Raw genomic sequence first — 25,525 nt, 5'->3', positions numbered from 1 at the left:
ACGGCCGGGCCAGCCTCCCCTACCCGAGAAGCCCGAGGTGCTCGACGAGGATCTTGGCGCCTATGAGGATGAGAACCACGCCGCCGGCCAGGGCGGCGGGCTTCTCGAAGCGGGCGCCGAACTGGTTGCCCAGGGCCACGCCGACGAAGGACAGCGCGAAGGTGGTAACGCCGATGATCGCCATGGCCCACCAAATGCTCACCCCCAGGAAGGCCAGCGTGATGCCCACGGTCAGCGCGTCGATGCTCGTGGCCACGGCGAGCAGCACGAGCTCGCGCACATCGAGCGGCGCGCCCTCGGCCGGGCAGCTCGCCGCCGGGTCCTCGTCGTCATGAACCGCGTCCCAGATCATCTTCGCGCCGATGAGGCCGAGCAGCCCGAAGGCCACCCAGTGGTCGATGGGCGTGATGAGGGCCGCGAACTGCGTTCCCAACAGCCAGCCGACAAGCGGCATGCCCGCCTGGAACGCGCCGAAGAGCAGCGCGATGACCAGGGCGTGGCGCCAGTTGACCCGGCGCATGCACAGCCCCTTGCACACTGACACGGCGAAGGCGTCCGCCGACAGCCCCACCGCCACGATGAGCAGCTCGACGAAGCCCATCAGGCCCTCAGCCTCCCGTCCTCGCTGGCGAAGAACCCCTCGGCAGCCAAGTCGGCCACGATGGAGTCGAACAGCGCCGGGTCCACCGCCCCACGCCCCGCCGCCCGCTCGGCGGCGTCGAGCTCGGCGAGCACCGTGGTCGCGGCCACCCCCTCCTCGGCGGCCAGCACGCGGCGCACCACCCAGGCGCGCTTCTGGCGGCGCGACCCCTCGAAGGCCGACTGCCGCGCATGGTGCGCGCTGCGGCGCGAGGGGTTGGCGTGCGCCCCCTTGAGGTAGGCGCCGTAGTCGAGCAGCGCGTAGTACCAGCCGCGCGGGTCGGCCGCGTCGCACGTGGCCTCGACGAGGGGGCGCAGCTCCCGATCGGTCACGCCCTCGCGCCCCGGGAACAGCTCGTGAAGGAACACGGAGCGCACGTTGGTCTCCAGGTAGGTGGCGGGCCGCTGGTAGGCGAAGGCCACCACGCCGGCGGCCGTGGCCGGGCCGATGCCCGGCAGCTCCTGGAGCTCCTCGGCCGTCTCGGGCAGGCGCCCGGCGCGGGTGGCCGCGCACGCATCGGCCGCGCGCTTGAGCGCGAGCGCCCGCCGGTTGTAGCCGAGCCCCTGCCACAGCTCCAGCACATCAGCCGTGGCGCCGGCCGCAAGCGCGTCCACCGTGGGGAACGCGGCGAGGAAGCGCGTCCAGAAGCGCTCCACGCGGGCCACCTGGGTCTGCTGGAGCATGATCTCGGACACGAGCACGGCGTAGGGGTCGTCGATGCCGCGCCATGGCAGGTCGCGGTAGCGCGCGCGGCCCTCCTCCCACACCCGGGATGCGAACTCCGCAGGCGACGGCGCGCCCTCGGGCCACGCCAGCTCGCCCGCGCCCGGCACACGGCGGCCGCCCCCGCGGACGGCCGCCTTCCCCTCCCCTCTGCGTCGCGCCATGGCCCTAGCGCTCCTCCTGGAGGTTCTCCACGAACTCCTCCAGCTCCGCCATGTCGCGGCGGAAGTCGCTCACCACGGCCTCCTCCAGCTCGCGGTACTCGCGCGAGTCCAGCGGCTGGTAGGCCGCCAGCTTGTCGAAGAGGTTATCGCGGGTGACCGGCTGGTAGCGGCGCATCATGAGGCCCGTCTTGTAGGCCTCCTCCACCGCCTCGCGCGCGGCCATGTAGATGTCGTAGCGCGGCATGTTGGCCGACAGGCGCACGAGGTCGGAGCGGTTGACGCCGCGCAGCGAGGGATGCTCGCGCGCGATGTCCATCCAGATGTCCACGCGCTCCTCAGGCGTGGGGTAGTCGATGTCGATGATGACGGCGCCCTCCAGAAGCTCTTGGAAGTACTCGTCGATGTCGGCCGCCGACGACGCGGACGCGAGCACCCGCACATCCGGGTTCTCCACCGCCGAGCGGATGAGCGTGAGCGCCTCGCGGGCGCCGCGCGAGAGCTGCATCATGAGGAAGCTGTCCGCCTCCTCGCCGTAGTCGCCGAGCGGCGCGCCCCACAGGTCGATGTCCTCGAGCACGAGCACGCCGCCGCCCTCGAAGGCGTTGCGCAGCGTGGCCAGGCGCGGGGCGTCCTCGGCCTGGGCCATCACGCAAAGCACGGGCATGCCCTGGAGGTTCTCCTCCATGTGCATGCGGATGCACGGCAGCCCCAGCTCGCCCAAGGTGGCCGCGATGAAGCGGTTGGCGTCCTCGCGGGCAGGCGAGCGGAAGAGCATCGCGTCAGCCGCCGGCATGCCGTCGAGGCCGTGGCGCCGGTTGAGCAGCTCCACCAGCTCCTGGAAGTCGGCGTCGTCCTGGAGCCCCACGCCGAAGTCGCGCATGAGGCGGATGGTCGAGCCGTAGCCTGCCAGGTTCGCGTAGGTCAGCGACTCGGCCGCCGGCTCCACCGCCACGCCCGCCTCCCCCGCCGCGCGGGCGAGCAGGGCGAGCGCCCCCTCGGCCGTCTGCGGGTCGGCGGGCCTCGCGGCGTCCTCGGCCTGCGGCGTCTCGCCTGCGGCCTCCGCGGGAGCCGACGCGTCGCCGTCCGCCTCCTTGCGGCGGTCCTCCGCCAGCGCGCGGGCCACCGCCCCAAGCGTGCGACCAGCCCCCTTGAGCGGCGCGTCCACGATATGCTCCACCTTCACGATGCGCGCGTCGAGGCCCATCACGTCCTGGGCGATCATCTGCGTCATGTCCTCCAGGTCATCGCGTGAGAGCCCGAACTCCTCCAGCCGGTCGAGGGCAAGCCCCTGCAGCTGGTCGGCGCAGGCAGCCGTCTCGTCGGCGGTGAGGTAGGGCTCCATCTTCTCGAAGATGTACTCGGCCAGCGAGCGCTCCTTGTGCTGGCAGGCCAGGGCCCACGCCTGCTTGAGGCCCGCGAGCGCGTCCTCGCAGGGCGCCCCCACCGCCGTGGCCGCCTCCTCGAAAGCCGCCAGGTACAGGTGCATTCCCAAGACGGCATCGCCCGCGGCGCAGGCCGCGACCGCCCTTCTCAGGTAATCGGCCACCTCGCTGCGGCAGCCGTCGTCTTGGCTCGGCGTGTTAGCATCCGGGTTCTTCTCCATGATGCCACCTCCTGATGTGACTCCCTCGGGCCGCAGTCCCTCGGGCCCGATTGCTGTTTCTCACGCTGCATTGTATAGGACGGGGCGCGAAGGGGCCCGCATGACGGGCCGAAACACCAAATCCGTAGAGGAAGGCGCCGCGCGGGCGCCCTGCGGCGCACAGGGCGCGCCCGCCGTCGCGGGACACGGTGCCTACTCCGCCTCCCAGTCGAGGACCTCCCAGCCGCGTCGGCGCGCCGTGCGCGCGAGCGGGCGGTCGGGCGTCACGGCACGGGGCGTGCGCGCGGCCTCGAGCAGCGGGCGGTCCGAGTGGTGGTCGCCATAGGCCCAGCCCAGCTCCCAGCCGTCCTCGCCGAACTCGGCGTCGCAGAGCCGGCGCAGGGCCACGAGCTTCTCGGCGCCCTCCACGGGCAGGCCCTCCACCTCGTCGGTGTAGTCGCCCGCCTCGTCCACGCGCATGCGGGTGGACACCTGGTAGTGGACGTACCGATCGCGCATGGCCTCGAGGATGAGGGGCTCGAAGCTCGCCGACACCCACACCACCACATGCCCCGCCTCGGCGTGCTCGCGCAGCGCGCGGGCGGCCTCGGGGCGAAAGCGCCCCTCTACCACCTCGTGGTAGAAACGCGCGAGGAAGGCGTCCACCTTCGCCTTGGGCTCGCCGCGGAAGGCGGAGAACACCAGGCTGCGCACCCAGCTCTCGTTCTGGGGCAGGCGCACCTTGTAGGCGCCGGCCCACAGAAGGATGCGGAACACCACCGACTTGCGCAGCATGCCGCGCAAGGTGAGGTAGCGCACGAGCATGACCGGCGAGTTGCCCTGGATGGTGGTGCCGTCGAAGTCGAAGGCTGCCACCTGCACGCGCCCGTTGGCAGCGGGCACCACGGGCAGGTCGGCCGCGCGGGAGGGCGGGCCGTCGTGGCGCGCGGCGTCCTCGCCGGCCTCGCCGCGGGTGAAGGCCAGGGCGGCGGCCACGGTGTCGGTGTCCTCGCGCCCGGCGCGCAGGGGCACGGCAGCGCCCGCCGCGAGGGAGGAGCCGGCGCGGGGCGCACGGTCGTGTTCGTCAAGCTGGGGCATGGTCGGGCCGCTTAATCCTCAGGTTCGTCAATACAGTCCACAAACTGGGAATTATACAGCTCCGCGTAGAAACCTCCAAGCGCCAGCAGCTCGTCATGGGTGCCCTGCTCCACGATGTCGCCGTGATCCATTACTAGGATGAGGTCGGCCGAGCGGATGGTGGAGAGCCGGTGCGCGATGACGAACGAGGTCCGGCCGGCCATGAGGTTGTCCATGGCCCGCTGTATGCGCTCCTCGGTGCGCGTGTCCACCGAGCTCGTCGCCTCGTCGAGGATGAGCATGCGGTGGTCGGCCAGGAGCGCGCGGGCGATGGTGATGAGCTGGCGCTGGCCCTGGCTCACGTTGGAGGCGTCCTCGTTGATGACGAAGTCGTAGCCGCCGGGCAGCGTGGCGATGAAGTGGTGCACGCACGCCCCGCGGGCCGCGGCCTCCACCTCGGCGTCGGTGGCGTCGAGCCGGCCGTAGCGGATGTTCTCGCGGATGGTGCCGCTGAACAGCCACGTGTCCTGGAGCACCATGCCGAATAGGCTGCGCGCCTCGTCGCGCTCGTAGTCGCGGATGTCGCGCCCGCCGAGGCGGATGGCGCCGCCCTGCACGTCGTAGAAGCGCATGAGCAGCTTGACCATGGTGGTCTTGCCGGCGCCCGTCGGCCCCACGATGGCCACGGTCTGGCCTGGCTCCACCCGCGCGGAGAAGTCGCGGATGATCGGCTGGTCGGGATCGTAGCCGAAGCGCACGTGGTCGAAGTCCACCGACCCGTCGGCGTCGGCGGCCCGGGCGCTCCCCTCCTCGCGCGGCTCCTCCGGCTCGGCGAGGAACGCGAAGATGCGCTCGGCCGCGGCGGCCATCTGCTGAAGGACGTTGGAGACCTGCGCGAGCTGGGTGATGGGCTGGGTGAAGTTCTTCACGTACTGGATGAACGCCTGGATGTCGCCGACGGTGATGATGCCCGCCGCGGCGAAGAACGCGCCCGATATGGCCACGGCCACGTACCCGAGGTTCCCCACGAAGCTCATGACGGGCATCATGAGCCCCGAGAGGAACTGCGACTTCCAGCCCGACTCGTAGAGGCGGCGGTTGGTGGCGTCGAAGGCTGCCGTCGCTGCCCCCTCCTGCCCGAACGCGCGCACTACCGCGTGTCCCGAGAACGTCTCCTCCACCTGGCCGTTGATGGCACCGAGCGCCGCCTGCTGGGCGTAGAAGTACTTCTGCGAGCGCTTCACCACCATCATCACGAGCAGCACCGACACCGGCACCATCACGAGCGCGATGAGGGTCATCACGGGGTTGATGGACAGCATCATCACCAGCACGCCCACCACGGTGACGGTGGACGTGATGGCCTGGGTGACGCCCTGGTTGAGGCTCTGGCCGAGGGTGTCCACGTCGTTGGTAATACGCGAGAGCACGTCTCCGGTAGAGGTGCGGTCGAAGTAGCCGAAGGGCATGCGGTCGATCTTGCGGGCGATGGCGCCGCGCAGCTCATAGCAGGTCTGCTGGGAGACGTAGCTCATCACCCAGCCCTGGATAAACGAGCAGGCCGCCGAGAGCAGGTAGAGGCCGAGCGTGGCCGCGAGGATGCGCCCCACCAGGCCGTAGTCGATGCCGCCCGTGCCCGCCACCTTGGCGACGATGCCCTCGAAGAGCGCCGTCGTGGCCTCGGAGAGCACCTTGGGCCCCACGATGCTGAACACCGTGGATCCGATGGCGAACACGAGGATGACCGCCAGGTGCGCCTTGAAGCGCCCCATGAACGAGAGCATCTGGCGCATGGTGCCCTTGAAGTCGCGGGGCTTCTCGCCCGGCATCATGCGGCCGCCCGGGCCGTGGCCGTGGCCAGGGCCGTGGGGGCGGGCGCCGGGGCCGTGGGGCGCACGCGCGCCTGGCGTGGGGGCCGTGGCCTCGGCGGCGCGCTTGGCGAGCTTGGCAGGGTCGGCGCGTCTCAGGCTCATGCGGCATCACCCCCTTCCAGCTCCTCGGCCGTAAGCTGCGAGTAGGCGATCTCTCGGTACTCCTCGCAGCTCGTCATGAGCTCGTCATGCGTTCCCTGGCCGACCACGCGCCCCTCGTCGAGCACGACGATGCAGTCCGCATGGCGAATGCTCGAGATGCGCTGGGCCACGATGACCTGGGTGACGTCGCCCAGGTCATGGGCCATGGCCTGGCGCAGAGCAGCGTCGGTCTGGTAATCGAGCGCCGAGAACGAGTCGTCGAACAGGTAGGCCCGCGCATCGGCGGCGAGCGCCCGGGCGATGGCCAGGCGCTGGCGCTGCCCGCCCGAGACGTTGGAGCCGCCCTGGGCCACTGCCGCGTCCACGCCGTCCTCGCGCTCGTTCACGAACCCGAGGGCCTGGGCGCAGGCGAGCGCACGCTCCACCCGCTCCTCGCCCATGGCCGCATCGGCGTAGGCGACGTTCGTCTCGATGGTGCCGCTGAACAGGAACGCCTTCTGGGGCACGTAGCCCAGCTGGGCCCGCAGCGCGGCCTGCGGCAGGTCGCGCACGTCCACGCCGTCCACGGTGACCGTGCCGGCCGTCGCATCGTAGAAGCGCTCGATGAGCTTGACGATGGTGGACTTGCCCGACCCGGTCGAGCCGATGATGGCGAGGGTCTGGCCCGGACGCGCCGTGAAGCTCACGGACTCGAGCACGCACTCGTCGGAGTCGGCGTAGGCGAAGGACACGTCGTGGAACGCGATCTCGGCGCCGCGCGGGCCGCCAGACGCCACCCGCGCCGCCGCCGTGGCCTCCAAGCGCGCCATGGCCTGCTCGCCGCGGGCCGGCTCCGGGTCGCGCACGGCCGGCTCGGCGGCGAGCACCTCGTTCACGCGCTCGGCCGCCACGTCGGCGCGCGGCAGCATGATCGACACCATCCCCAGCATGAGGAAGCTCATGATGATGACCATGGCGTAGGTGATGAAGGCGATGAGGTCGCCGGTCTGGATGACGCCGGTGTCCACGTAGCGGCCGCCCACCCACACGATGGCCACCGACGTGGCGTTCATGATGAGCATCATGGCCGGCATCATGAAGGTCATGACGCGGTTGGTGAACAGCTGGGTGCGCATGAGGCGGGCCGACGCCTCGTCGAAGCGCTCCTCCTCGTAGGGCTGGCGGTCGAAGGCCCGGATGACCGGCATGCCGGTGAGCATCTCGCGCGCCACCAGGTTCACCCGGTCGATGAGCCGCTGCATCGCCTTGAACTTGGGCATGGCCACCTTGAACACCACGCCGATGACGGCGAACACGCACAGGATGGCCACCACGATGATCCAGCCCATCGACGCGTTGGTGGTCATCACCATGACGATGCCGCCCACCGCCAGCACCGGCGCGGAGAGCACCATGCGCAGGAGCATGACCGATACGTTCTGGATGAGCTGCACGTCATTGGTGCCGCGGGTGATGAGCGAGGCGGCCGAGAACTTCCCGATGTCGCCCTCGGAGAACGATACCACGCGCGTGAACAGGCGGGAGCGCAGCTCATAGCCGATGCGCGCGCCCGTGCGCGCCGCCACCAGCCCCACGCAGACGGAGAGCGCCATGCTCGCCGCCGCCAGGCCGAGCATGAGCCCGCCGGTGCGCAGGAGGAAGCCCATCTGCAGATCGGCGAGGTCGTAGCCCGCATCCTCATACTCGGCGCGGGCGGCGGCGAGCGCCTGCTGGTCGAGGAGCCCAGACGCCTCCCCCATCTGCGCGCGGGCCGCGTCCGCCAGCTCGAGGACGCGCTGCTTGTCCACGACGCCGGCGCGGTAGGCCTCCATGAGCTGGTCGAGCGAGCCGGCAGGCAGCGCGTCGCCCGCGTGGGCCGCCACGAGCGGCAGCGCGAGGATGCGCTCAAGGTCGGCGCGATGGGCGCGGCCCTCGCCGTTGAGGACCCAGGTGCCCGCGTCGGTGCGGTCGTAGGAGGCGCGCAAGAGCGCCTCGTCGTCGGCGGGGCTCAGGGCGCAGGCCAGCTCGAAGGTGCGCTCGGTCATCTCGTCGACGGCGACCGACTCCACGCCCGACTGCTGGATGCCCACGTCCACGATCTGGGAGGTGAGGTTGGGCAGCGCCAGGTCGGCGAAGGCCTGGGCGATGAGGAGCACGAGCACGACGGCCACGGCCGCCTTGTGCGCGCGGAAGTAGCCTAGCAGGTGCATCCCGCCTCCTCCCCGCCCCACGGCCCGGCGCCGCCCTCGGCGCCGGGCCCGGCGGAGGGGCCCGCCTCCGCCGCCGACGCGGTCTCGGCCAGGCGAAACTCGACCACCTTCGCCACGCCGTCCATCATCTGGGAGAAGAGCTCGGGGCCCACGTAGTCCACGAGCTCGCGCATCCGGGCGGTGAAGGCGCTGTCGAGCTCACGGGCGAGCGCGACGCCTTCCGGGGTGAGGCGCAGCGACACCGCGCGGAAATCACCTGAGCCGCGCCCGCGCGTGACGAGCCCCCGCTCCTCGAGCACCCTGGCCACCTGGGAGAACGCCGAGGGCGACACGGCCAGGTGGTGCGCCAAGCTGCCCGGGCGCGCCCCCGCGCCGTCGGCGGACTCCATCACGTAGAGCAGGTGCAGGGCGCGGGCCTGGTTGGGTGTGAGGCCCTCGCAGTCGGGCATCCAAGGCGGGCCCGCCCGATGCAGCTTGCGCATGAGGTCGAGGAACTCGACCTTCATCGTCTCGATGGTTCTCTCCATGGGCGACGCTCCGTCCTCGCAGGCAGCCGTCGTCTTCGGCCGCTAAATAGTTTAGTCACTAAACTAACCGAAGACGCTCCGCAGGGCAACGCCCTCCTCCGCCCGTCACCGAAACGGTACCTGCCCCCCCGCAAACCCGCCGAGCGGGGCGGCGGGGGGGCAGGGCGGGCGCTGCGGGAGGGGCGAGACGCCAGGTGAGCGGCGGAAGCGGGGTGGCGGAGGTTCCGGAGACGCCCGGATCACCGCAGAGCAAGCGGAGGACAGCGGGCAGGAGGCGGGCGGGCCCCACGACATGGCGAAGGCAGGCGGCGGGGGCTCCAGAAGCAGAGGGGGACGCCCGCCATCCGACGCGGCAGCGCCCAGCGAGCGCCCCAAGACCCATCCGATGAGGAACTTGGCGTCCCATCGCAAGTTTCTGGCCAATTTCGCTACGTTTTACGCCACCGAACGACCTCGCGGCAATGGGCTAATTCCACTGACCTGGGAAAACGCTGAGAAGGTCTTGGCGTTTGGCGCCAATCGGGACTCCCGCTTGCGTAAACCATAGGGAAAATGGCCAGAAACAGCCGCAGCCGCCTTCAAACGCGCCTCCAACTCGCCACCCGCATGCCGCACCCCCTCGCACCCGCCCCCTCCGCAAACCCGCCGGGCGGGGCGGCAGAGGCGGGCGCTGCGGGGGGTGGGGGGGGGCGAACCGCCAGGTGAGCGGCGGAAGCGGGCGGCAGGGTGAGAAGCCAGGCAGGCGTTGCGGCGGGGTGAGACGCCAGGCAGACGGCGGAGGCGGGGCGAGCGCTGCGGGGGGGGTGCCTGGTTCGCCACGGGACGGAGGGGCGTCAGGGCGCCCTACTGCGGAGCGGGCGGGTACCGAACCACTGCGAGAACCGGCAGCGGGGACGCCGGGCCGTCAGGCAGGCGAGGGGAGCAGGTGTCTGCAATAGCGAAACGGCCCGCCGTGAGGCAACAGGGCCGGAGCGACCGAGCACCGCCCCCCCCGTATCCCGAGCCCCGGAGTACACGAGCCCTGCGGTGCAACCGCAAAAGGAGCGAGCACCCCGGCAGACCGAAACGCCCGCCATCCAACGCGATGAAACATCCGCCCCCCCCCGGCGGCCGCCAAGACCCCGCCCGGTGAGAAACCGACACCCCCTCACGAGTTTCTGGCCAATTTCGCTACGTTTTACGCTGTTGATCAGTCAGGTGATGTTGGGGCAATTACACTGACCTGGGAAAACATCAGTGACAAGGTATCGCTTGGCGCCGACCGGGGTCGATATTTGCGTAAACCATAGGAAAAATGGCCAGAAATGGCCGCAGCCGCCTTCGAACACGCCCTCAGCCCTCTGCCCCGCCGCTCCCGCATTGGCGCCTCCGCCTCCCCCATCGTCGGTGCCGAAAAAATTTCCAAAATAGTTCTTGCATCCGTTTGAGGAGCTGCGTATACTATACGAGCTGCGAAAGCACGGGGTGTTAGCTCAGTTGGTTAGAGCGCCGGCCTGTCACGTCGGAGGTCGCGAGTTCAAGTCTCGTACATCCCGCCATTAAAACACGAGGTCAGGAGTCATTTTTGGCTCCTGATTTTTTATTATCTGGTTCCGAAAAACACAAAATAGGTCTGTTTTTAGGTCTGTTTGGGCTGACTCCACAAGGCTAGATCAGCAAATCGGCCCATTCGTTCTAATTTATGAGCGAAATCCGTTAGAACTCTGATGGGTCTTGCCAGAGGTTGTCTTAACGGAAATGCGGAGCATTGAGTGCCGTACATAGTATATTGATCTAACTCAGCACGTATAATGTGTTTGTTTGAGAAAGGTCGCAGTATGTCAAGATGTCCCGAATGCCATTCGAAGATTTCCGATGGCGCTCTCGTTTGCCCTCATTGTGGCTTCCGCGCTTCGAGTGAGCTGGTTCCAATCAAACATCTTGCGTCTACAAAAGAGCCTATCATCTTGGCAGTTCCGGAAGCGGACGTCATGCAGAATGGTCTAATGCTGTTCTCTGAAGACACTAACAGAAAACTCGTAGACTTTATTTCCAATGCTGATAACGCCTCGCGTCTATTCCCTTCGATTTATGAGGCGATAAAAAACATGATGGCTCGAGGGGAGGTGAAATACACTGCCGACTTCACCAAAGCCGCTAAAGAGCTCATGAAGAAAGGCGAACTCGTACTGAAACCTGACAAACAGGGACGCATTATGCCACAATTGCGCGATCCAGATACAAATCGGGTTTATGAAATGGTTCGTCTAAAGATTGAAGATGTCCCAGTTGATGTTGCTCCATCTTTGATTAGCCTACAAATGCAGCTAACTATGGCGCAGGTCCTCAGCGAAATAAAAGAGGTTGCGGCGAATGTGGAAGCGCTGCGATTGGAGAACCACGCGGATCGCATCGCTGAGGCAGAGAGCGTTTGGCTCAAGCTGCAGCAAACAGTTCGGTTAGAAGATTCTCGTCTTAGAGAAATGCAATTGCTCAACATAGCGAGCTCGGCAACAGAGGCACGTTGTCGCCTACAAGCAAATCTGGCTCTTCGCATATCGCAGCTTAAAGAAGGATCCACCAAAACAAAGGCCAATAATGCGAACACTGCCCTAGCTGAGCTCACCAGTATCGCTCTGATGGCAAGAAGCGAATATGCGGCATACACGCTGCTGGACGAGCCGGGAGCTGCACAGGAATGCCTGAGGCAGTTATCCTCGTTTATGAACGAAAATAAACTGAGCAGTCGTGATCTATTGCTCGAAATCAACTCCCAATCAGGCGTGAAGCGCCCAGATATAGTTGATGGCTTCCATCAGATTGCAACAGATATGACAAGCGCCTTCAAGCAGCTCGATACTTCCAGTTCACGCCTGCTAAATGAAGGCGATTCCTCTCTGCCGGATGACATAGACGAAACGGATGACGTAAATGGATCAACAACCGAAAACTAAACACTGCCTAGTTTGCAAATGTGAACTACCATCGAGTTATAAGCTCCCAGTTTGCCAGCATCATCGTGATGTAGCCAAAGATGGTGCGAAGTGTGCTGGTGGGGTCGCCGTAGGGGTAGGTGGCTTTGTTGTGGTAGGCATTAAAACAAAGAGCTTTTCCAAAGCTGCTGGCTTTCTTATGGAAAGGCTTCAGCGCTAGTGCTGCATTGTGTTATCGAGCAGCTCATTGTATTTTTATTTGAAAATGAGCCTGCTTTTGGTCTGCGTTTTGAAGTCAATCGAAAAATAGGTCTGAAAATAGGGCTGGCTCCACAAGGCTTAAACCGCTTAAACGTCTAAATCGGCTTATTCGTTATGGGTAGATTGGGTGCGCGAGCAAGTTTTGATCATTCAAATATTTCTATAGGCGAATCCCAAAGTTTCAAGTTGTCTCTTGTGTGTTCGTAAAACACCAGTTCAGAGATCATATTTATTACTTGAATCGAAATCAACGATAATATCTTTGGAAGTATTTGACTCATGGTTTTAACGGTGAGGATAAAAATCCGATAGTATCAGAAGTCCGTTCTGTCACGTCGGAGGTCGCGAGTTCAAGTCTCGTACATCCCGCCATAAAAATCCATTCGCCGCCCTGATGGGGGGCGTTTTTCTTTTCTCCAGCCTCGCGGGCCCGCCTATCTCCGACCGTTATCGCGCGTTCGAAAAGCCCCAGAGCCCTATCGGGATCCGCCCCCACAATATGAACTGCTCTCTTTGTTCTCTTAAAATAAGCGTCAATCCATGCGTCAGCATAGATCAACGAGGCGTCATTGGGAAATGGCGCAAACGGTACTCAGCCGGCAATGGCCTTGGGGGGGCTCTGCGATGGACAAGCTGACTTACCTTGCGAAAACGCTTTCGCGAACCAACCGCAAAGACTATGAGAACTTCGTCATCAACGCTATCTGGAACCGGCTTGGTCGCGATGACATCCAGCCAGTCTCGCAGCAATATGTGAGAAACCATGCTGATGCGCGACGATTCATCGACCTCTACTTCCCGCAGCTCAACATCGGCATCGAATGCGATGAGGGGCATCATCAGAGGCAGGCGAAAGTAGACAGAGAACGCGAAGCCGAACTCATCGACGTCCTCTCGGCCATCGAGGCCGGAGACTACACTCCGTATCATGTACGCGTTTGCCGAGAGAGCGGCGACCCGGACTACGACCTCGCACTGCAGGATATCGAGAGAGCCGTTGCGGCGCTCAAGGACAAGGCTTCCGAGCTCGAAGGCCAAGGGCGGCTAAGGGCGTGGAATCCCGAGCTGACGCCAAAAGAGCTCCTTCGAGGCAAGAAGGAGATAGCCGTGGCGGACGGCATCTCATTCCGCACCATCACAGACGCAAGTAATCTCCTGTTTGACACTGACTACTCGTTCCAGCAGCGCGCTTTTTTCGTTCCACGCGGTGCTTTCTCCAAGCAGTATTCGGGAAAGCTCATGGCATGGTTCCCCAAGATCTCCGTTGACGGATCCAGCACCCGCGGCTGGATGAACCAGCTCAAAGAAGACGGCAGCGAACTGTACGAGCGAAACATCGACGGACGCGATCTACCCGAGAGCGAGCCCGTGAGGCGAGTCGTCATTCCTTTCGTGCGCGATCCGGTTCTGAGGGCATCCGGCTACCGCTTCATCGGAGTGTTCGAGATGAGCGGGAAAGACTCGTTCATAAAACGGGGAGAAGAGATGTATCGGGTATGGCACAGGGTAAGTGACGCTTTTCCCATCTTGGGCGACACGCCCATGGAGCTACGCAAGCTCAAGGACGAGACGCCGCGCTAGGATGCCGGCAATCCACCCCCCCCCGTCAGTACTCGTAGTCGTAGGCCGACACGCTGGTGACGGTGCCTCCTTGGGACTCGACGGCTATCTCGAAGGCGTTCATCAGCATGAGGGCGCTGTTCGGCTTGCCGAGGAAGCCGGCGAGTGTCGAGTGCTCGGTGCCGGCGAGGACGGCGTCGGACAGCGGGCCCTCGTCCAGGGCGTAGCCGTTCGCCACTGACTGGTCGTGGGAGTCGAGCCAGATCTGAGCCTGGCCCTTGCGGCCGTCGATCTCGTAGTCGAGATAGATGGCGTGCTGATCCTGCGGAACCAAATAGTCAGTGGCGAAACGAAACCCGCTCCACGCCACTAGCACGGCCACCGCGGCCAGGGCCCACGGCCACCCGGCGGCCGAGGCGGGCCATCCGGCTCAGCCGCGCTCGTTGCCGCACCGTCGCTTCCCTCGCCCCTTCGGAAGTGCTAGGGTACGGATGACAGGCAAGCACAGATCGAGGAGCGAACACATGCCGAAAGTGGGACCTAAGGGACTTCTGGGAATAGCGGCTGCCGTGTGGATGGCGGCCGGCACGAGCATCACGACGCTGGGGATCCAGGCGCTCATCCAGGAGGGCCGAACCGACCCATGGTGGATGGTCGCGCTGCTCGCAGCCGGCGCGCTCGTGGTGTTCGCGCTGTTCCACTCCCGCGTGTTCCAGCCCCTCGTCGCCAAGCATGTCGCGCGCATCCGCGCCTACGCCGAACCTCAGGGCATCCACCGCTTCTTCGATGCGAAGGGCTATCTCATCATGGCCGTCATGATGGGCGGCGGCATCGCGCTGCGCAGCTTCGGGCTTGTCCCGCCGTGGTTCATCGCCTTCTTCTACACGGGGCTCGGCGTGGCCCTCGCCTTCGCGGGCATCACCTTCCTCGCCCACTGCCTCCACGGCGACGCCCGCCCCCTGAGCCCCCATCGCTCCCACTTCAGCGCCTAGGGTATCCGCACGACGACCAGCCCCATCAGGGAGTTAATGGTTTGTTAATCCAAAAGTTAGCGAAACCTTAGCCAGCACGCAGCGGCGTCTCCCCTTCGTACGCTAGACTGGTGCCTTAACTTGTATCTGGTCGAGCCCACGGGGGAGGAGGTCGGCGGTGAGGGGCAAGCTGGGGCTTCGCGCCATCTACTTCCTCGCGCTCTCCGTCGTGTCGCTTGCGGCCATGGCGGTCTTCGTCGTATTCGACGTGGAGACCCAGCGCCGCGACACCGAGGCCTCCATAGTCGAGGAGGCGCGCACCTTCGCGCGGGAGATGGACGCCGTGTGGAAGTTCATGGAGACCTCCCAGGACACCATCAACTACACCTCCGACGGCACCTACGAGTTCAAGGGCCTTCACTGCGCCATCGTCGGCAAGAGCATCGGGGCCATCTTCTCGGCAAACAACGACTACTCAATCCGCTACACCAACCTCAACCCGCGGCGCGTCCACGATCGCCCCGACGAGTTCGAGACCGCGGCGCTCAACGCCTTCCACGAGGATCGCTCCGTCATCGAGTACTACGACACGGTAGTCGAAGACGACGTCCCGCAGTTCCGTTACGTTCGCGCGCTCGAGGTGGACGAGAGCTGCCTGGAATGCCACGGCGAGCCCGTGGGCGAGATCGACATCACCGGCCACGACAAAGAGGGCTGGACGATCGGCTCGGTCGGCGGCGCCATCTCCATCAGCATCCCAGCGGAGCGCGCGAGCTCCTCGCTGCTCAACAACGTGCTGCGCGACGTGGCCTTCTTCGCCTTCCTCATCCTGGCCATCGGCGCGGTGGTCTACGTGGTGACGGCGCGTTTCGTGCTGCGGCCGGTGGGCCTCATCAAGATGGCCTCGAGCGTGGAAGCCGGCGGATACCCGCGCCAGGTGGCCAGCTCATCGCGCGCGCGGGAGATGGCCCAGCTCATCAGCCAGTTCAACGCCATGGCGCGCGAGCTGTCCGCCCTGTACGCCGGCCTGGAGGAGAAGGTGGCCGACCGCACGCGCGACCTCCAGCAGGTGAACCTCGCCCTCGAGCGCCAGCGCGACCAGCTGGAGGCGCTCGGCCAGCGCCTCGCCGAGGAGTCGCAGTTCAAGACTGACATGCTCTCCATGGTGAGCCACGAGCTGCGCACCCCGCTCACCGCCATCCTGGCCACCACGCACCTCTCGCTCGGCTCCTGCGGTGAGGGGTCGGAGAGCTGGCACGCATGGGATGAGGTGCGCAAGAGCAGCCTGGTGCTGCTCGACATGGTGAACAACCTGCTCGACATCGCGCGGCTTGACGCCGGGCGCGAGTCGCTGGCCTGCGAGCCCATCGACCTGGGCGACCTGGTGGCAGCTGCGCAGGAGGACGCCTGGCCGCTGGCAGAGAACGCCCACCTCGTGTTCAGCGCGCAGGTGGCCGCCGACGTGCCGCTCGTCTACGGCGACTACGACAAGACGCACCGTGCGCTGGAGAACCTGGTCACCAACGCCATCAAGTTCACCCCCGACGGCGGCAGCGTGCGCATGAGCGCCTCGGTCGAGGCCGAGACGGGGGACGTGCTCGTCCAGGTGGAGGACACGGGCATCGGCGTCGCACTGGAGGATCAGGATCGCATCTTCGACCGCTTCGTCCAAGTGGACTGCGCCTCCACGCGACGGTTCAAGGGCAGCGGGCTCGGACTCGCGCTCGTGAGAGAGTACGCCCTGCTCCAGGGCTTTACGGTGGAGGTCTCAAGCCACCCGGGCGTCGGCAGCACGTTCACGCTGCGCGTGCCGGCGTGCCTGGCGGTGGCGCTTGACGAGGAAGACGGGGAAAGCCGTCCCGGCCAGGAGGTGGGATAACGTGTTCAAGGTCATGCTCATCGACGACGAGGGGAGCATCCACGGCGCCATCCGCAAGGCGCTTGAGCATGAGGGCTACGCCTACTGCGGCGCGCGTGATGCCGAGGAGGGACTCGCCCTGCTCGAGACGGAGAAGCCCGATCTGCTGCTGCTCGACATCATGCTGCCGGGGATGAACGGGTTCGACCTGTGCGGGCGCATCCGCGCCCGCGAGCGCGAGATGCCCATCATCTTCCTGTCGGCGAAGAGCGACATCGTAGACAAGTCCATCGGGTTTCGCGCTGGTGGCGACGACTACGTGACCAAGCCCTTCGACATCGCCGAGCTGCTCCTGCGCATCGAGGCCCACCTGCGCCGGCGCCGCGACGCCATCGAGTTCTCGCGCTGCACCGTGCGCGAGGGCACGACCTCCATCGGCGATTTGGAGATCCGCTTCGACGCCTACCAGGTGCTCGTCAAGGGGAAGCCGGCCAACCTCACGGCAAAGGAGTTCGAGATCGTCGCCTTTCTGGCCACCTATCCGGGCAAGGTGTTCACCCGCGGGCAGATCCAGGAGTACATCTGGGGCGACGGCGAGACTGATGCCAAGTCGAACTCCATCACCGTCTTCGTGCGCAAGATCCGCGAGAAGATCGAGGAGAACCCGAGCGAGCCGAAGTACCTGCTCACTGTTCCACGCGTGGGCTACAAGATGACCGACGCGCTGTAGAGGGCCGCCACGGTAAACGCCGGATGCGGGCCCGCCGGGCAAGCGCGGCCGACCTCACCGGCCTGACCTGTGCGTTAACCGCGCCTTAAGCAAATGATTAGCAAAGCCTTATCGTCCGTGCATGGCTATTACCGTTACCGGCCCGTAACCTCTTCTCCAGGGGAAACGAAGAGAGAGGAGGGCCTCATGACCCAAGGGAAGCCTGCTATCTTCGAGGAGGGAGGTCGCGACCCATGCCGTTCATCCTGACGCTCGTCCTGGCCTTCGCCGCCTGCGTCGCCCTCCGCGAGCCGATCAGGCGTTGGCCCATCGCCTTCTACGCGCTGGCCGTCGCCGTCGTCGTGACGCAGCTCGCCTCCGCGTCGCTCGGGCTGCCCAAGCCGATCGACCTCGCCCTGCTCGTGCTCGTCAAACGCTGCTACGTGGCCATGGCGCTGTTCACCGTCGTCATGTTCATCGGCGCGCTGCCGTCGGGCTCGCGACTCAGCCGCTGGCTGCGCCCCATCCGCGCCGAAGTGTCCATCGTGGCCTGCCTCCTGTGCGTCGGTCACGTCATCGGCTACGCCGCCTCCTACGTCCCCCGCGCCATCACCGGCGCCCTGGCGAGCCCGACCGTGGCTGCGGGGCTCCTGGCCGCCCTCGTGCTGACAGCGCTGCTCGCCGTCCTGGGCGTCACCTCGGCCCAGCGCGTCAAGCGGGCCATGGGGCCGACGCGCTGGAAGCGCGTGCAGAGGCTGGCCTACGCGTTCTTCGTGCTGGCCTGCGTCCACGCGCTGCTCATGCTCCTGCCCTCGGCGCTGAGCGGAGGCATCGCGGCCGGAGAGGGGGCGCTGGCCTATGCCGCCGTGCTCCTCGCCTACCTCGCCGCACGGGGAGCGCGAGCGCTGGCCGACCGGCGAGCGGACGACGCCGCAAGGGCAGGGGGCGACAAGCCCGCGTCAGACGACTCCGAGCTGCGGGCTGCCTGAGCGCCCGCCGGTGAAACCCTCACAATCCGAAGGATGGTGCTTCATGATTTCCGAATTCCCGCTCTTTATCTTCACGACGCTCGGCGGCCTCTCCGCCGGCCTCGTCATGGCCATGGCGGCCTTCCCGCCGGCCGAGAAGCCGACCCGGCCCTGGCTCGCGCCCCTCACGGCCCTCGTGCTGCTGGGTGTGGGCATGCTCGGCGTGCTCTTCCACCTGAAGAAGCCGGCGCTGTTCCTGCTGGCGCTGCGCAACCCCGCAGCCGGCATCGCCCAGGAGGCCTACTGCGGCATCGTGCTGGGCGTGCTGCTGCTCGCGCTGCTCGTCATGAGCTGGCGCAAGGGCGGGGCACCGCGGGCCCTCACCTGGATCGCGGCTGGGATCAGCCTGATCATGGCGTTCGTCATGGGCTTCGCCTACGTAACCAACGTCGGCACCGCCGCCTGGGCCAACTGGACCACCGTGCCGCTGTTCGTGGCAGGCGATATCGCCATGGGCCTGGCGCTCTGGGCCGTCCTGTCCAAGGACGCGCTTGAGAAGCGCCCCTTTGCGCTGACCGCCGCCGTCGTGCTGGCCGTGAGCGCCGCGACCATGCTGCTCACGGGCCTGCACTTCGGCTCCGTCGGCCAGGGCGCCGCGCTGCTCTACGCCGGCCTCGCGGTGACCCTCGCCGGTGCCGCCGTGGCGGTCGTCGCCGCCAAGAAGCCGGCCGCCTGGCAGGCAGGCGCCCTCATCGCCTGCGCGCTCATCGGCACCTGCCTCGCCCGCTGGGCCTTCTACGCTGCCAGCATTATCTAGGCGCATCAGCGGAAAGCCCTCAATACGAAGGAGGAACGATTTACCATGACCCGCTACGGAATGGCCATCGATCTGAAGCGCTGCGTTGGCTGCCAAGCCTGCGCGACTGCCTGCAAGATTGCCAACAACCTGCCCAAGGACATCGTCTACAACGTGGTATACACCAAAACCGACCGTGACTGGGATGCCGACTTCGGCACCGCCGTGGTGCGCGGCGCCGTCGCCAACGACAACGCCGGCGGCACCTTCCCCAACTGCGTGCTCGAGTTCCTGCCGGTGCAATGCCAGCATTGCGAGAATCCGAGCTGCCTGCGCGTGTGCCCCACCGGCGCCACGCAGAAGCGCGAGGACGGCATCGTCTGGGTGGACAATGAACTGTGCATCGGCTGCGCCGCCTGCATCATGGCCTGCCCCTACGATGGCGTGCGTTCCATGAACGAGAACGAGCCGGAATACTACCTCGACGTGACGGTTGGCGAACACGACGCCCCCGTCCACGAGGCCGGCACTGTCGAGAAATGCACGTTCTGCAAGAACCTCGTCGACCGGGGAGAGGTTCCCGCCTGCATGCAGCTGTGCATGGGCCGCGCTCGCTTCTGGGGAGACCTGGACGACCCCGAATCCGCCGTCTCCAAGGCCATCGAAGGGCGCGACTACCATAAGCTGCGCGAGAGCGCCGGCACCGACCCCAACGTGTACTACCTGCTGTAAGGCGACGCCCTACCAGGTGATCGCACGAGCACGAGGAGGACTCATGACCGAGGAACGGGAGCTTCGCCGCATCATAGGGCTCGCAGACGCCTGCGAGCTGCTCTGCGCGGCCACGGCCTTCCCCGATGAGGCGCTCGCAGCGGCCCTCTGCGACGGCTCTCTCACAGCAGACGCCCGCGCCTGCCTGGCTGACGCCCAGATCGACGATGCCGCGGGCGAGGCAGCGTGCGCCGACTGGGAGGCCCTCGCCGGCCATAACGCCAGGAAGCTTGCCGCCAGCCTGCGACGCACCCACTCCCTGCTGCACGTACGCCAAGCCGACGGGGTGGCGGTGTTTCCCTACGAGTCGGCCTTCCGCTTCGTCGCCAGCGGGCACGAGGGAGAGCCCGGCCTGTTCCGATCCCCCGTGACCATCGCCGTGGAAGCGCAGATGCGCGAGGCCGGCGTCATGCCGGCGGATGCACGCACCGAGCCCTGCGATAGCATCTGGAACGAGGCGACGTTCCTCTCCTTCCTGCTGGGAAGCGAGGCGGCAGCCTTGATGGAGAACGACCTCGATGCCGCGGGGGCCTGGAGACACCGCGCGCAGCTCTTTATTGAGGAGCACCTGATGAGGTGGCTTCCCGATTTTCTCTGTGTCACAGCGCAGGAAGCCCGCGCCTTGGCCGGCGACGGCCTGGCAGACGAAGACGCCGTCCGCTTTCGCACGGGCCTGAGCGCCTGGGGCGCCCAGGTGGCCCGGCTGCTAGACGACCACAGGACGCGCACTGCGCCATCGACGCAAACCTCCCGCTGACGTAAACCCGTGACCTCGACGAGAATCGAGGAAAGGAGACTTTCATGACCGAGCAAGCAACTCCGCATCGCTTCACCCGAAGGAGCTTCATCAAGGGCGCGGCCGCCCTCGGCGCTGCGGGCGCCCTGGCCGGGTGCACCCCCCAGGCGTCGAATCTCGCCAAGACCGGCGACGCCGCGCCCGAGACCACCATCTACTCCGGTGCCTGCCGCTCCCAGTGCATCCAGGGCTGCTACCTGGACGTGCACGTTCGCGACGGGCAGATCGTGCGCACGACCGCCGGATCCATCCCGGACGAGCCCTTCTACGAGCATATCTGCCCTAAGGGCCTCTCGCACCCCGCGCGCGTCTACAGCTCCCAGCGGCTCCAGTATCCCATGCGCCGCGTCGGCGAGCGCGGCGAGGGCAAGTTCGAGCGCATCAGCTGGGACGAGGCCATCAAGGAGATCACCGACAAGTGGAAGGGCTACACCGAGGAGTTCGGACCTGAGTCCATCGCCTTCTTCCTCGGCAGCGGCAATACGGCCGTCCTTGGCGGCGGCACTGCCGACGGGTCGGTCATGCAGCACCTCCAGACGGTCATGGGCGCCTGCAGCGTCCTGCCCGACCGCGACATCGCCTTCCAATCGGCCATGGTGAAGATGTTCGGCCCCGGCGCCGCCTTCACCTCCCCCGCCGAGTGGAACAAGGCGAAGAACATCGTCATCTGGGGCTGCAACCCGACCGTTTCCTGCAAGCGCATGATGCACCTGTACCTGGACGCAAAGGATGCGGGCGCAAAGCTCACCACCATCGACATCCAGTACAACACCAACGTGGCGAAGTCCGACTGGTTCGTCCCCGTGCACCCCGCCACCGACGGCGCGCTCGTCTTCGGCGCCCTGAGCGAGATCCTCGCCCAAGGCTGGCAGGACACCGGGTTCCTCCGCGCGCACACCGAGGCGCCCTTCCTGGTAAAGGACGACAACAAGTTCCTGCGCATGAGCGACCTGGGAGTCGCCCCCACCACGGGCACGAACGCCTACGGCAAGGAGGTCGTTATCGACCCCGAGGTAGTGTGGGACGAGGCCACGCAATCGCCGCGCTCGCATCAGGAGGCCGAGAAGCCTGCGCTCGAGAACATCCCCGAGGAGATCGAGGGGTTCAAGGTGCGCCCGGTGTGGGGCATGATGGTGGAGGCCATCTCCGAATGGACGCCTGAGCGCGCCTCCGAGATCTGCGGCACGCCGGTTGAGGACATCAAGGCGCTCGCACGGCTCTATGGGCAGGAGGGCCCCGTCTGCACCGGCATGAACCAGGGTCTCAACCACTACTTCAACGCCATCTACACCTATGACCTGATCTTCGCCCTGATGCTCATCACCGGCAATATGGGCAGGACCGGCTCGGGCCTCATCTCCGGCGGCGGCAGCTTCGGCGTCAGCAACTCGGCCGGCTGCATCAACCAGCCCAGCACGAAGGGCGAGAAGCCCCAGGGGCCGGGCCGCAACATCAACTGGACGGCGCTCTACGGCATCATCCACGACCAGGAGCTGCTCGGCAAGCCGTTCCCGCTCAAGAGCCTCTACTGCTCCTGCACCAACATCGTGTCTAACCAGACCGAGCAAAACGAGACCATCAAGTCCCTTAAGGAGATCGAATTCCTGGTCGTAGAGGAAATGACCATGAGCGACACTTCCCTCTACGCCGACATTTTGCTGCCTGCGTGCCATTGGTTCGAGTGCGAGGATCTGCGCGTACGCTCCTACAATATGCCCTACCTGGTCTACAACGACAAGGCGATCGACCCCCTCTACGAGAGCAAGCCTGACTTCGATATCTACAAGATGATCGGCACGGCCATGGGGTATGGGGACTTCTTCGACTTCACCGAGAAGGACTACCTCTCCCTGTGGCTCGACAGCCCTGCGGCGAAGAAGGAGGGTGTCACCTATGATTCCCTCCGCGAGACGAAAATCGCCCGCAACAACCAGCTCAAGAGCAATCCATTCGAAGGAGGCCGGTTCTTCCACCAGAGCGGGCGCGCCAAGTTCTGGACAGAGACGGTGGTTCCCGAGTACAACCTCGGCCAGACCGTCGACGAAAGCAAGGAGCACCTGCTGCTGTACTGGGAGCCGGCACGCGAAGCCAACTTGGCCGCCCCCCTTCGAGAGCAGTACCCCTTCTCGGTACTTGGCGAGCACATGCGCACGCGCAACCACACCCAGTGGTTCGACGTGGACTACATGAAGGAGTACGAGAAGCAGCCGGTGGCCCGCTTCAACCCCGACGATGCCAAGGAGCTGGGAATCGCCGAGGGCGACACCGTTCGCCTGTACAACGATCGCGGGTCGGTAACCCTGCTGGCCACCATCAACGCCGGGCAGCAGCCCAAGACCATCAACTGCCCGCGCAGCTTCCTCACCCGGGAGCATATCGATGGCGACTTCGCGACCATCTCGTTCAACGACTATAACCAGGTGACGCGCAATCAGTGCTACTTCGACCAGGCCGTAGCCGTAGAAAAGGTCGAGGCCTAGAGCCCCCTAGCGCACCCGTCTCTCCCTCCGGGACGGGTGCGCCTTCGGAGACGCCGAATGCGATTCACAGGCGCAAAGTGGCCAAAAACGACGACCTGACGACAAAGCGCGGGTGCTCTTCGCTCCTTGCTTCCGCAAAACTCCAGGTCGCGCGTTTTCGCTCTCGCGGATTTCGCGACTCTCCCTTCCAATACCGGGAAATACTGTCGTCAGGTCGTCTTTTTTGGCCACATTGCGCGTGATTTCGCGCTGCCGCCCTGTGGTTCCACAGCGTCTGCCGGAGCTCAGCCCACCCATCCGCTAACCGAAGCGGATGAGGCGCGCTATATCGCTCATATCGCGTTCGTAGCCCAGAACCCGCGCGCGCAGCCGACCCTGTCGCTCCTGGTAGTCAGAACAGCGCACCCTCGAGCGCACCCTCAGCACCCTTCTGAGCACCCTAGCCAGGCACTGGAAGCTCGCGGGATGATAGAGCTGATCGCGGGTGACGCTCACCACCGTAACCCCCATGGCCTGCAAGGCCGCGCGACGACGCGCGTCGGCGGCGATGCGCTCGGCGCCCGTATGAGAGAGCTCTCCGTCGTACTCGACGGCGACGCATCGGTCAGGCCAATACAGGTCGCAGCGGTAGTGCCCCTTTTCCGCCACCCCGCGCCAGCGCCGGCCAGGATCGAGCCGATAGTTATGCACGGGCCGGGGAATGCCCAGGCCGCCGCGGCTTATGGGGAGCCCGACGATGAGCGCAAGCGCCGTCTCCATGGGAGACTCCGACCCCTCCCCGACAAAGGGCAGCACCCTGCGCAGGCGCTTTGCCCCCAAGACACCCGCGTTTCTCTCGACGCAGCGTTCGAGCGCGCGAACGCTGGTGAGAGGCGGCCGAGCCGCAAAGCCCCCTGGACAGCCCCGATCGATGCGATAGCCGCCGCAAAGCTCGTGGCAGAGCAGGAGCAGATCCAGCTCGTCAACCCATCGCGCCATCTCGAGCAGAAACAACTCGGGGCCGAGCGCGAGCGCATCCGCACCCACCGAGACCAGCTGTGCAATCGGCAGCGGTGCCGACCAGCGATGAAACGCGACGCGCGGGGTAGAGCGAGGTCGCACGCCCTCGAGGTCGAGAACGCGGAGCGTGTCGTCAGCAGGAAGGCCCAGAACGTCGGCGCGGTCGCACACCCTTTGCGCCGTAAGCAGATCGCCATCAGGGCGAAGAAGGGCCCGCGCCGAGGCCCGCGGGACATCGAATCGACCCGAGCGAAGGATAAACGTAGCCGTATGTTTACAGAATACGATTTTCACGGAGGGATTATAGCGACGGCTGGCGTCAAGGGAAGTCCGCTGGCAGAAGTTGTCCGAAAAAAAATCAGGGCACCCCCACTGCGCGGAGCCTGAACGCAAAGTGGCCAAAAATGACGACCTGACGACGTAATTTCCCGATCTCGGGTGGCAAGACGAGAAAAGTCATCAGGGTGGAATTTCCTGACCTGGGGTTTTACGGAAGCGAGAAGCACCGATCGCCTATCAGCTGTCGTCAGGTCGTCATTTTTGGCCACTTTGCGCGTAATCTCATGCAGGCGGCGGTAGTCCGGTAGCGGCGAGTGGGGCGCCCCCTGGCGAGCGCGACGATCCCGCCGGCTGACGTACGCGGCACCGGCTCCGGCCGCTGCCGTCCCCGCCCGCCGCCGCGGCGCCCGCCGGCCAGACACCATCTCCGCTCACCTCCCGCCCGCCCCCCCCACAATGCGAGGAGCCCCTCCGAGAGGGGCTCCTCGCATCGAGACGCTCGTCGCTAGAGCGTCGCCACGCCGTCGGACTGGGCGGTGCGGGTGAGGGCCGTCAGGTGCGGGCGGGCGTCCTCGGGGACAAGCGCGAGGCACGCGGCCACCAGCTTGTCGGGACGCAGCGAGCCGGTGGGCTTGGCCTCCAGGGCGAACTCCACCGCGCGACCCCCGTCCGTCAAGCGCATCTCCCCAACCAGGTACTCGGCCACCGGCAGCGACTTCTCCTTCTTCTTGCGCACCACCGTGACCGCCTCGGGCACGGGCCACTCCCCCACCGGCGAGCTGAGATCGGCGCGGTAGGCGCTCAGCGGGAACGCCACCGACGCAGCCGGCGCGGCGTGCTCCACGTAGGCGCACTCAAGCACCATGAGGTCGTCGGGGCTCGCGGCCCGCAGGGCCTCGAGGCACTTCGCCGGCGCCACATAGCACGTGAGGAACAGATCGTAGAACTCGCGCTCGCCGCCGACGCCCACGGGCAGCGCCGCGCCGAAGGCGATGCGCATATGCGGGGAGAAGCCCTGGCTCACGGCGTAGGGCAGCCCCGCGCGGCGCACGGCGCGCTCGAGCGCGCGGGCCACCTCAAGGTGCGACAGCAGCGCCAGGCGCCCGGCCTTGCGAAACACCACCCGCAGGCGGAACAGGCTCGGATCAGCCACGGCCCTCACCCCCTTCCGGCGCCCCGGCGCGGGGCGCGTCACAGGCCTCCGGCGCCGGCGCCACCGCGGCGCCAGCAGCCGCAGCGCCCGCAGTCGGCGCCTCCGCAGCCGCCCCGACCTTCGCAGCGCCCGCAGCA

General features: G+C 66.1%; 20 protein-coding genes, 1 tRNA gene and 1 pseudogene. 12 read left to right on the top strand and 10 right to left on the bottom strand.

Annotated features, from left to right (window positions below):
* Positions 1-19: 19 nt before the first annotated feature.
* The 7 genes from D1643_RS03240 to D1643_RS03210 all read right to left on the bottom strand — a co-directional run bounded on the left by D1643_RS03240 (position 20) and on the right by D1643_RS03210 (position 8,875).
* Entirely contained in the window at positions 20-601 is a 582-nt protein-coding gene (locus tag D1643_RS03240; RefSeq protein WP_160708587.1) for a manganese efflux pump MntP family protein, read from the bottom strand.
* Entirely contained in the window at positions 601-1,527 is a 927-nt protein-coding gene (locus tag D1643_RS03235; RefSeq protein WP_160708585.1) for an adenine glycosylase, read from the bottom strand. Before D1643_RS03235 ends, D1643_RS03240 begins: the two co-directional genes overlap by 1 nt.
* Positions 1,528-1,531: 4 nt before the next feature.
* Entirely contained in the window at positions 1,532-3,130 is a 1,599-nt protein-coding gene (locus tag D1643_RS03230) for a ribonucleotide reductase subunit alpha (RefSeq protein WP_160708583.1), read from the bottom strand.
* A gap of 192 nt (positions 3,131-3,322) precedes the next feature.
* Positions 3,323-4,207 carry an HAD family phosphatase gene (locus tag D1643_RS03225; protein WP_160708581.1) on the bottom strand — a complete coding sequence of 295 codons (885 nt, stop codon included), beginning with the start codon at positions 4,205-4,207 and terminating at the stop codon, positions 3,323-3,325.
* A gap of 11 nt (positions 4,208-4,218) precedes the next feature.
* Positions 4,219-6,018: an ABC transporter ATP-binding protein gene (locus tag D1643_RS03220; RefSeq protein WP_236643346.1), complete on the bottom strand. Its 1,800-nt coding sequence runs from the start codon at positions 6,016-6,018 to the stop codon at positions 4,219-4,221.
* 137 nt (positions 6,019-6,155) lie between these two features.
* Complete coding sequence (locus tag D1643_RS03215; RefSeq protein ID WP_160708577.1) at positions 6,156-8,348, bottom strand: ABC transporter ATP-binding protein; 2,193 nt, start codon at positions 8,346-8,348, stop codon at positions 6,156-6,158.
* A complete protein-coding gene (locus tag D1643_RS03210) occupies positions 8,336-8,875 on the bottom strand; it encodes a MarR family winged helix-turn-helix transcriptional regulator (RefSeq protein WP_160708575.1) in 540 nt (179 codons plus the stop codon). The genes D1643_RS03215 and D1643_RS03210 overlap by 13 nt, the downstream gene beginning before the upstream one ends.
* A 1,461-nt stretch (positions 8,876-10,336) precedes the next feature.
* On the opposite strand from D1643_RS03210, the gene D1643_RS03205 reads away from it, so the two are divergent.
* From D1643_RS03205 to D1643_RS03195, 4 genes and pseudogenes are all read left to right on the top strand, one after another.
* Positions 10,337-10,413, top strand: a tRNA-Asp gene (locus tag D1643_RS03205).
* Between the two features lie 252 nt (positions 10,414-10,665).
* Positions 10,666-10,758: pseudogene (locus tag D1643_RS12205) on the top strand (zinc-ribbon domain-containing protein); the annotation flags it as partial.
* A gap of 63 nt (positions 10,759-10,821) precedes the next feature.
* Complete coding sequence (locus tag D1643_RS03200) at positions 10,822-11,808, top strand: hypothetical protein (RefSeq protein ID WP_236643343.1); 987 nt, start codon at positions 10,822-10,824, stop codon at positions 11,806-11,808.
* An 864-nt stretch (positions 11,809-12,672) separates the two neighbouring features.
* Positions 12,673-13,629 carry an AbaSI family restriction endonuclease gene (locus tag D1643_RS03195; RefSeq protein WP_160708571.1) on the top strand — a complete coding sequence of 319 codons (957 nt, stop codon included), beginning with the start codon at positions 12,673-12,675 and terminating at the stop codon, positions 13,627-13,629.
* A gap of 25 nt (positions 13,630-13,654) precedes the next feature.
* On the opposite strand, the gene D1643_RS03190 is transcribed toward D1643_RS03195, so the two are convergent.
* On the bottom strand, positions 13,655-13,990 hold the full coding sequence (locus tag D1643_RS03190; protein WP_160708569.1) for a hypothetical protein: 336 nt from the start codon (positions 13,988-13,990) through the stop codon (positions 13,655-13,657).
* A 142-nt stretch (positions 13,991-14,132) separates the two neighbouring features.
* On the opposite strand from D1643_RS03190, the gene D1643_RS03185 reads away from it, so the two are divergent.
* The 8 genes from D1643_RS03185 to D1643_RS03150 all read left to right on the top strand — a co-directional run bounded on the left by D1643_RS03185 (position 14,133) and on the right by D1643_RS03150 (position 22,957).
* Positions 14,133-14,600 carry a hypothetical protein gene (locus D1643_RS03185; RefSeq protein ID WP_201750934.1) on the top strand — a complete coding sequence of 156 codons (468 nt, stop codon included), beginning with the start codon at positions 14,133-14,135 and terminating at the stop codon, positions 14,598-14,600.
* Positions 14,601-14,757: 157 nt separating this feature from the next.
* Positions 14,758-16,458 (top strand): DUF3365 domain-containing protein, encoded by a 1,701-nt coding sequence (locus tag D1643_RS03180; RefSeq protein WP_370520277.1) that lies wholly within the window; start codon positions 14,758-14,760, stop codon positions 16,456-16,458.
* Position 16,459: 1 nt separating this feature from the next.
* Positions 16,460-17,167, top strand: coding sequence for a response regulator transcription factor (locus D1643_RS03175; RefSeq protein ID WP_160708567.1), 708 nt, complete (start codon positions 16,460-16,462; stop codon positions 17,165-17,167).
* Between the two features lie 233 nt (positions 17,168-17,400).
* Complete coding sequence (locus D1643_RS03170) at positions 17,401-18,135, top strand: ferric reductase-like transmembrane domain-containing protein (protein WP_160708565.1); 735 nt, start codon at positions 17,401-17,403, stop codon at positions 18,133-18,135.
* A gap of 43 nt (positions 18,136-18,178) precedes the next feature.
* Positions 18,179-18,931, top strand: coding sequence for a dimethyl sulfoxide reductase anchor subunit (locus tag D1643_RS03165; protein ID WP_160708563.1), 753 nt, complete (start codon positions 18,179-18,181; stop codon positions 18,929-18,931).
* Between the two features lie 45 nt (positions 18,932-18,976).
* Entirely contained in the window at positions 18,977-19,642 is a 666-nt protein-coding gene (locus D1643_RS03160) for a 4Fe-4S dicluster domain-containing protein (RefSeq protein WP_160708561.1), read from the top strand.
* 43 nt (positions 19,643-19,685) lie between these two features.
* Positions 19,686-20,438 (top strand): molecular chaperone TorD family protein, encoded by a 753-nt coding sequence (locus D1643_RS03155; RefSeq protein WP_160708559.1) that lies wholly within the window; start codon positions 19,686-19,688, stop codon positions 20,436-20,438.
* A 44-nt stretch (positions 20,439-20,482) separates the two neighbouring features.
* Positions 20,483-22,957 carry a molybdopterin-dependent oxidoreductase gene (locus D1643_RS03150; RefSeq protein ID WP_160708557.1) on the top strand — a complete coding sequence of 825 codons (2,475 nt, stop codon included), beginning with the start codon at positions 20,483-20,485 and terminating at the stop codon, positions 22,955-22,957.
* Between the two features lie 300 nt (positions 22,958-23,257).
* Here the strand turns inward: D1643_RS03150 and D1643_RS03145 are convergent, their stop codons facing one another.
* A complete protein-coding gene (locus tag D1643_RS03145) occupies positions 23,258-24,127 on the bottom strand; it encodes a hypothetical protein (RefSeq protein ID WP_160708555.1) in 870 nt (289 codons plus the stop codon).
* Between the two features lie 613 nt (positions 24,128-24,740).
* A complete protein-coding gene (locus D1643_RS03140; RefSeq protein WP_160708553.1) occupies positions 24,741-25,388 on the bottom strand; it encodes a TIGR03936 family radical SAM-associated protein in 648 nt (215 codons plus the stop codon).
* Positions 25,389-25,525 lie beyond the last annotated feature (137 nt).

This window comes from Enterorhabdus sp. P55, from assembly GCF_009911695.1.
Lineage (GTDB): Bacteria > Actinomycetota > Coriobacteriia > Coriobacteriales > Eggerthellaceae > Enterorhabdus.
This window is presented reverse-complemented; position numbering and strand designations above follow the sequence as displayed.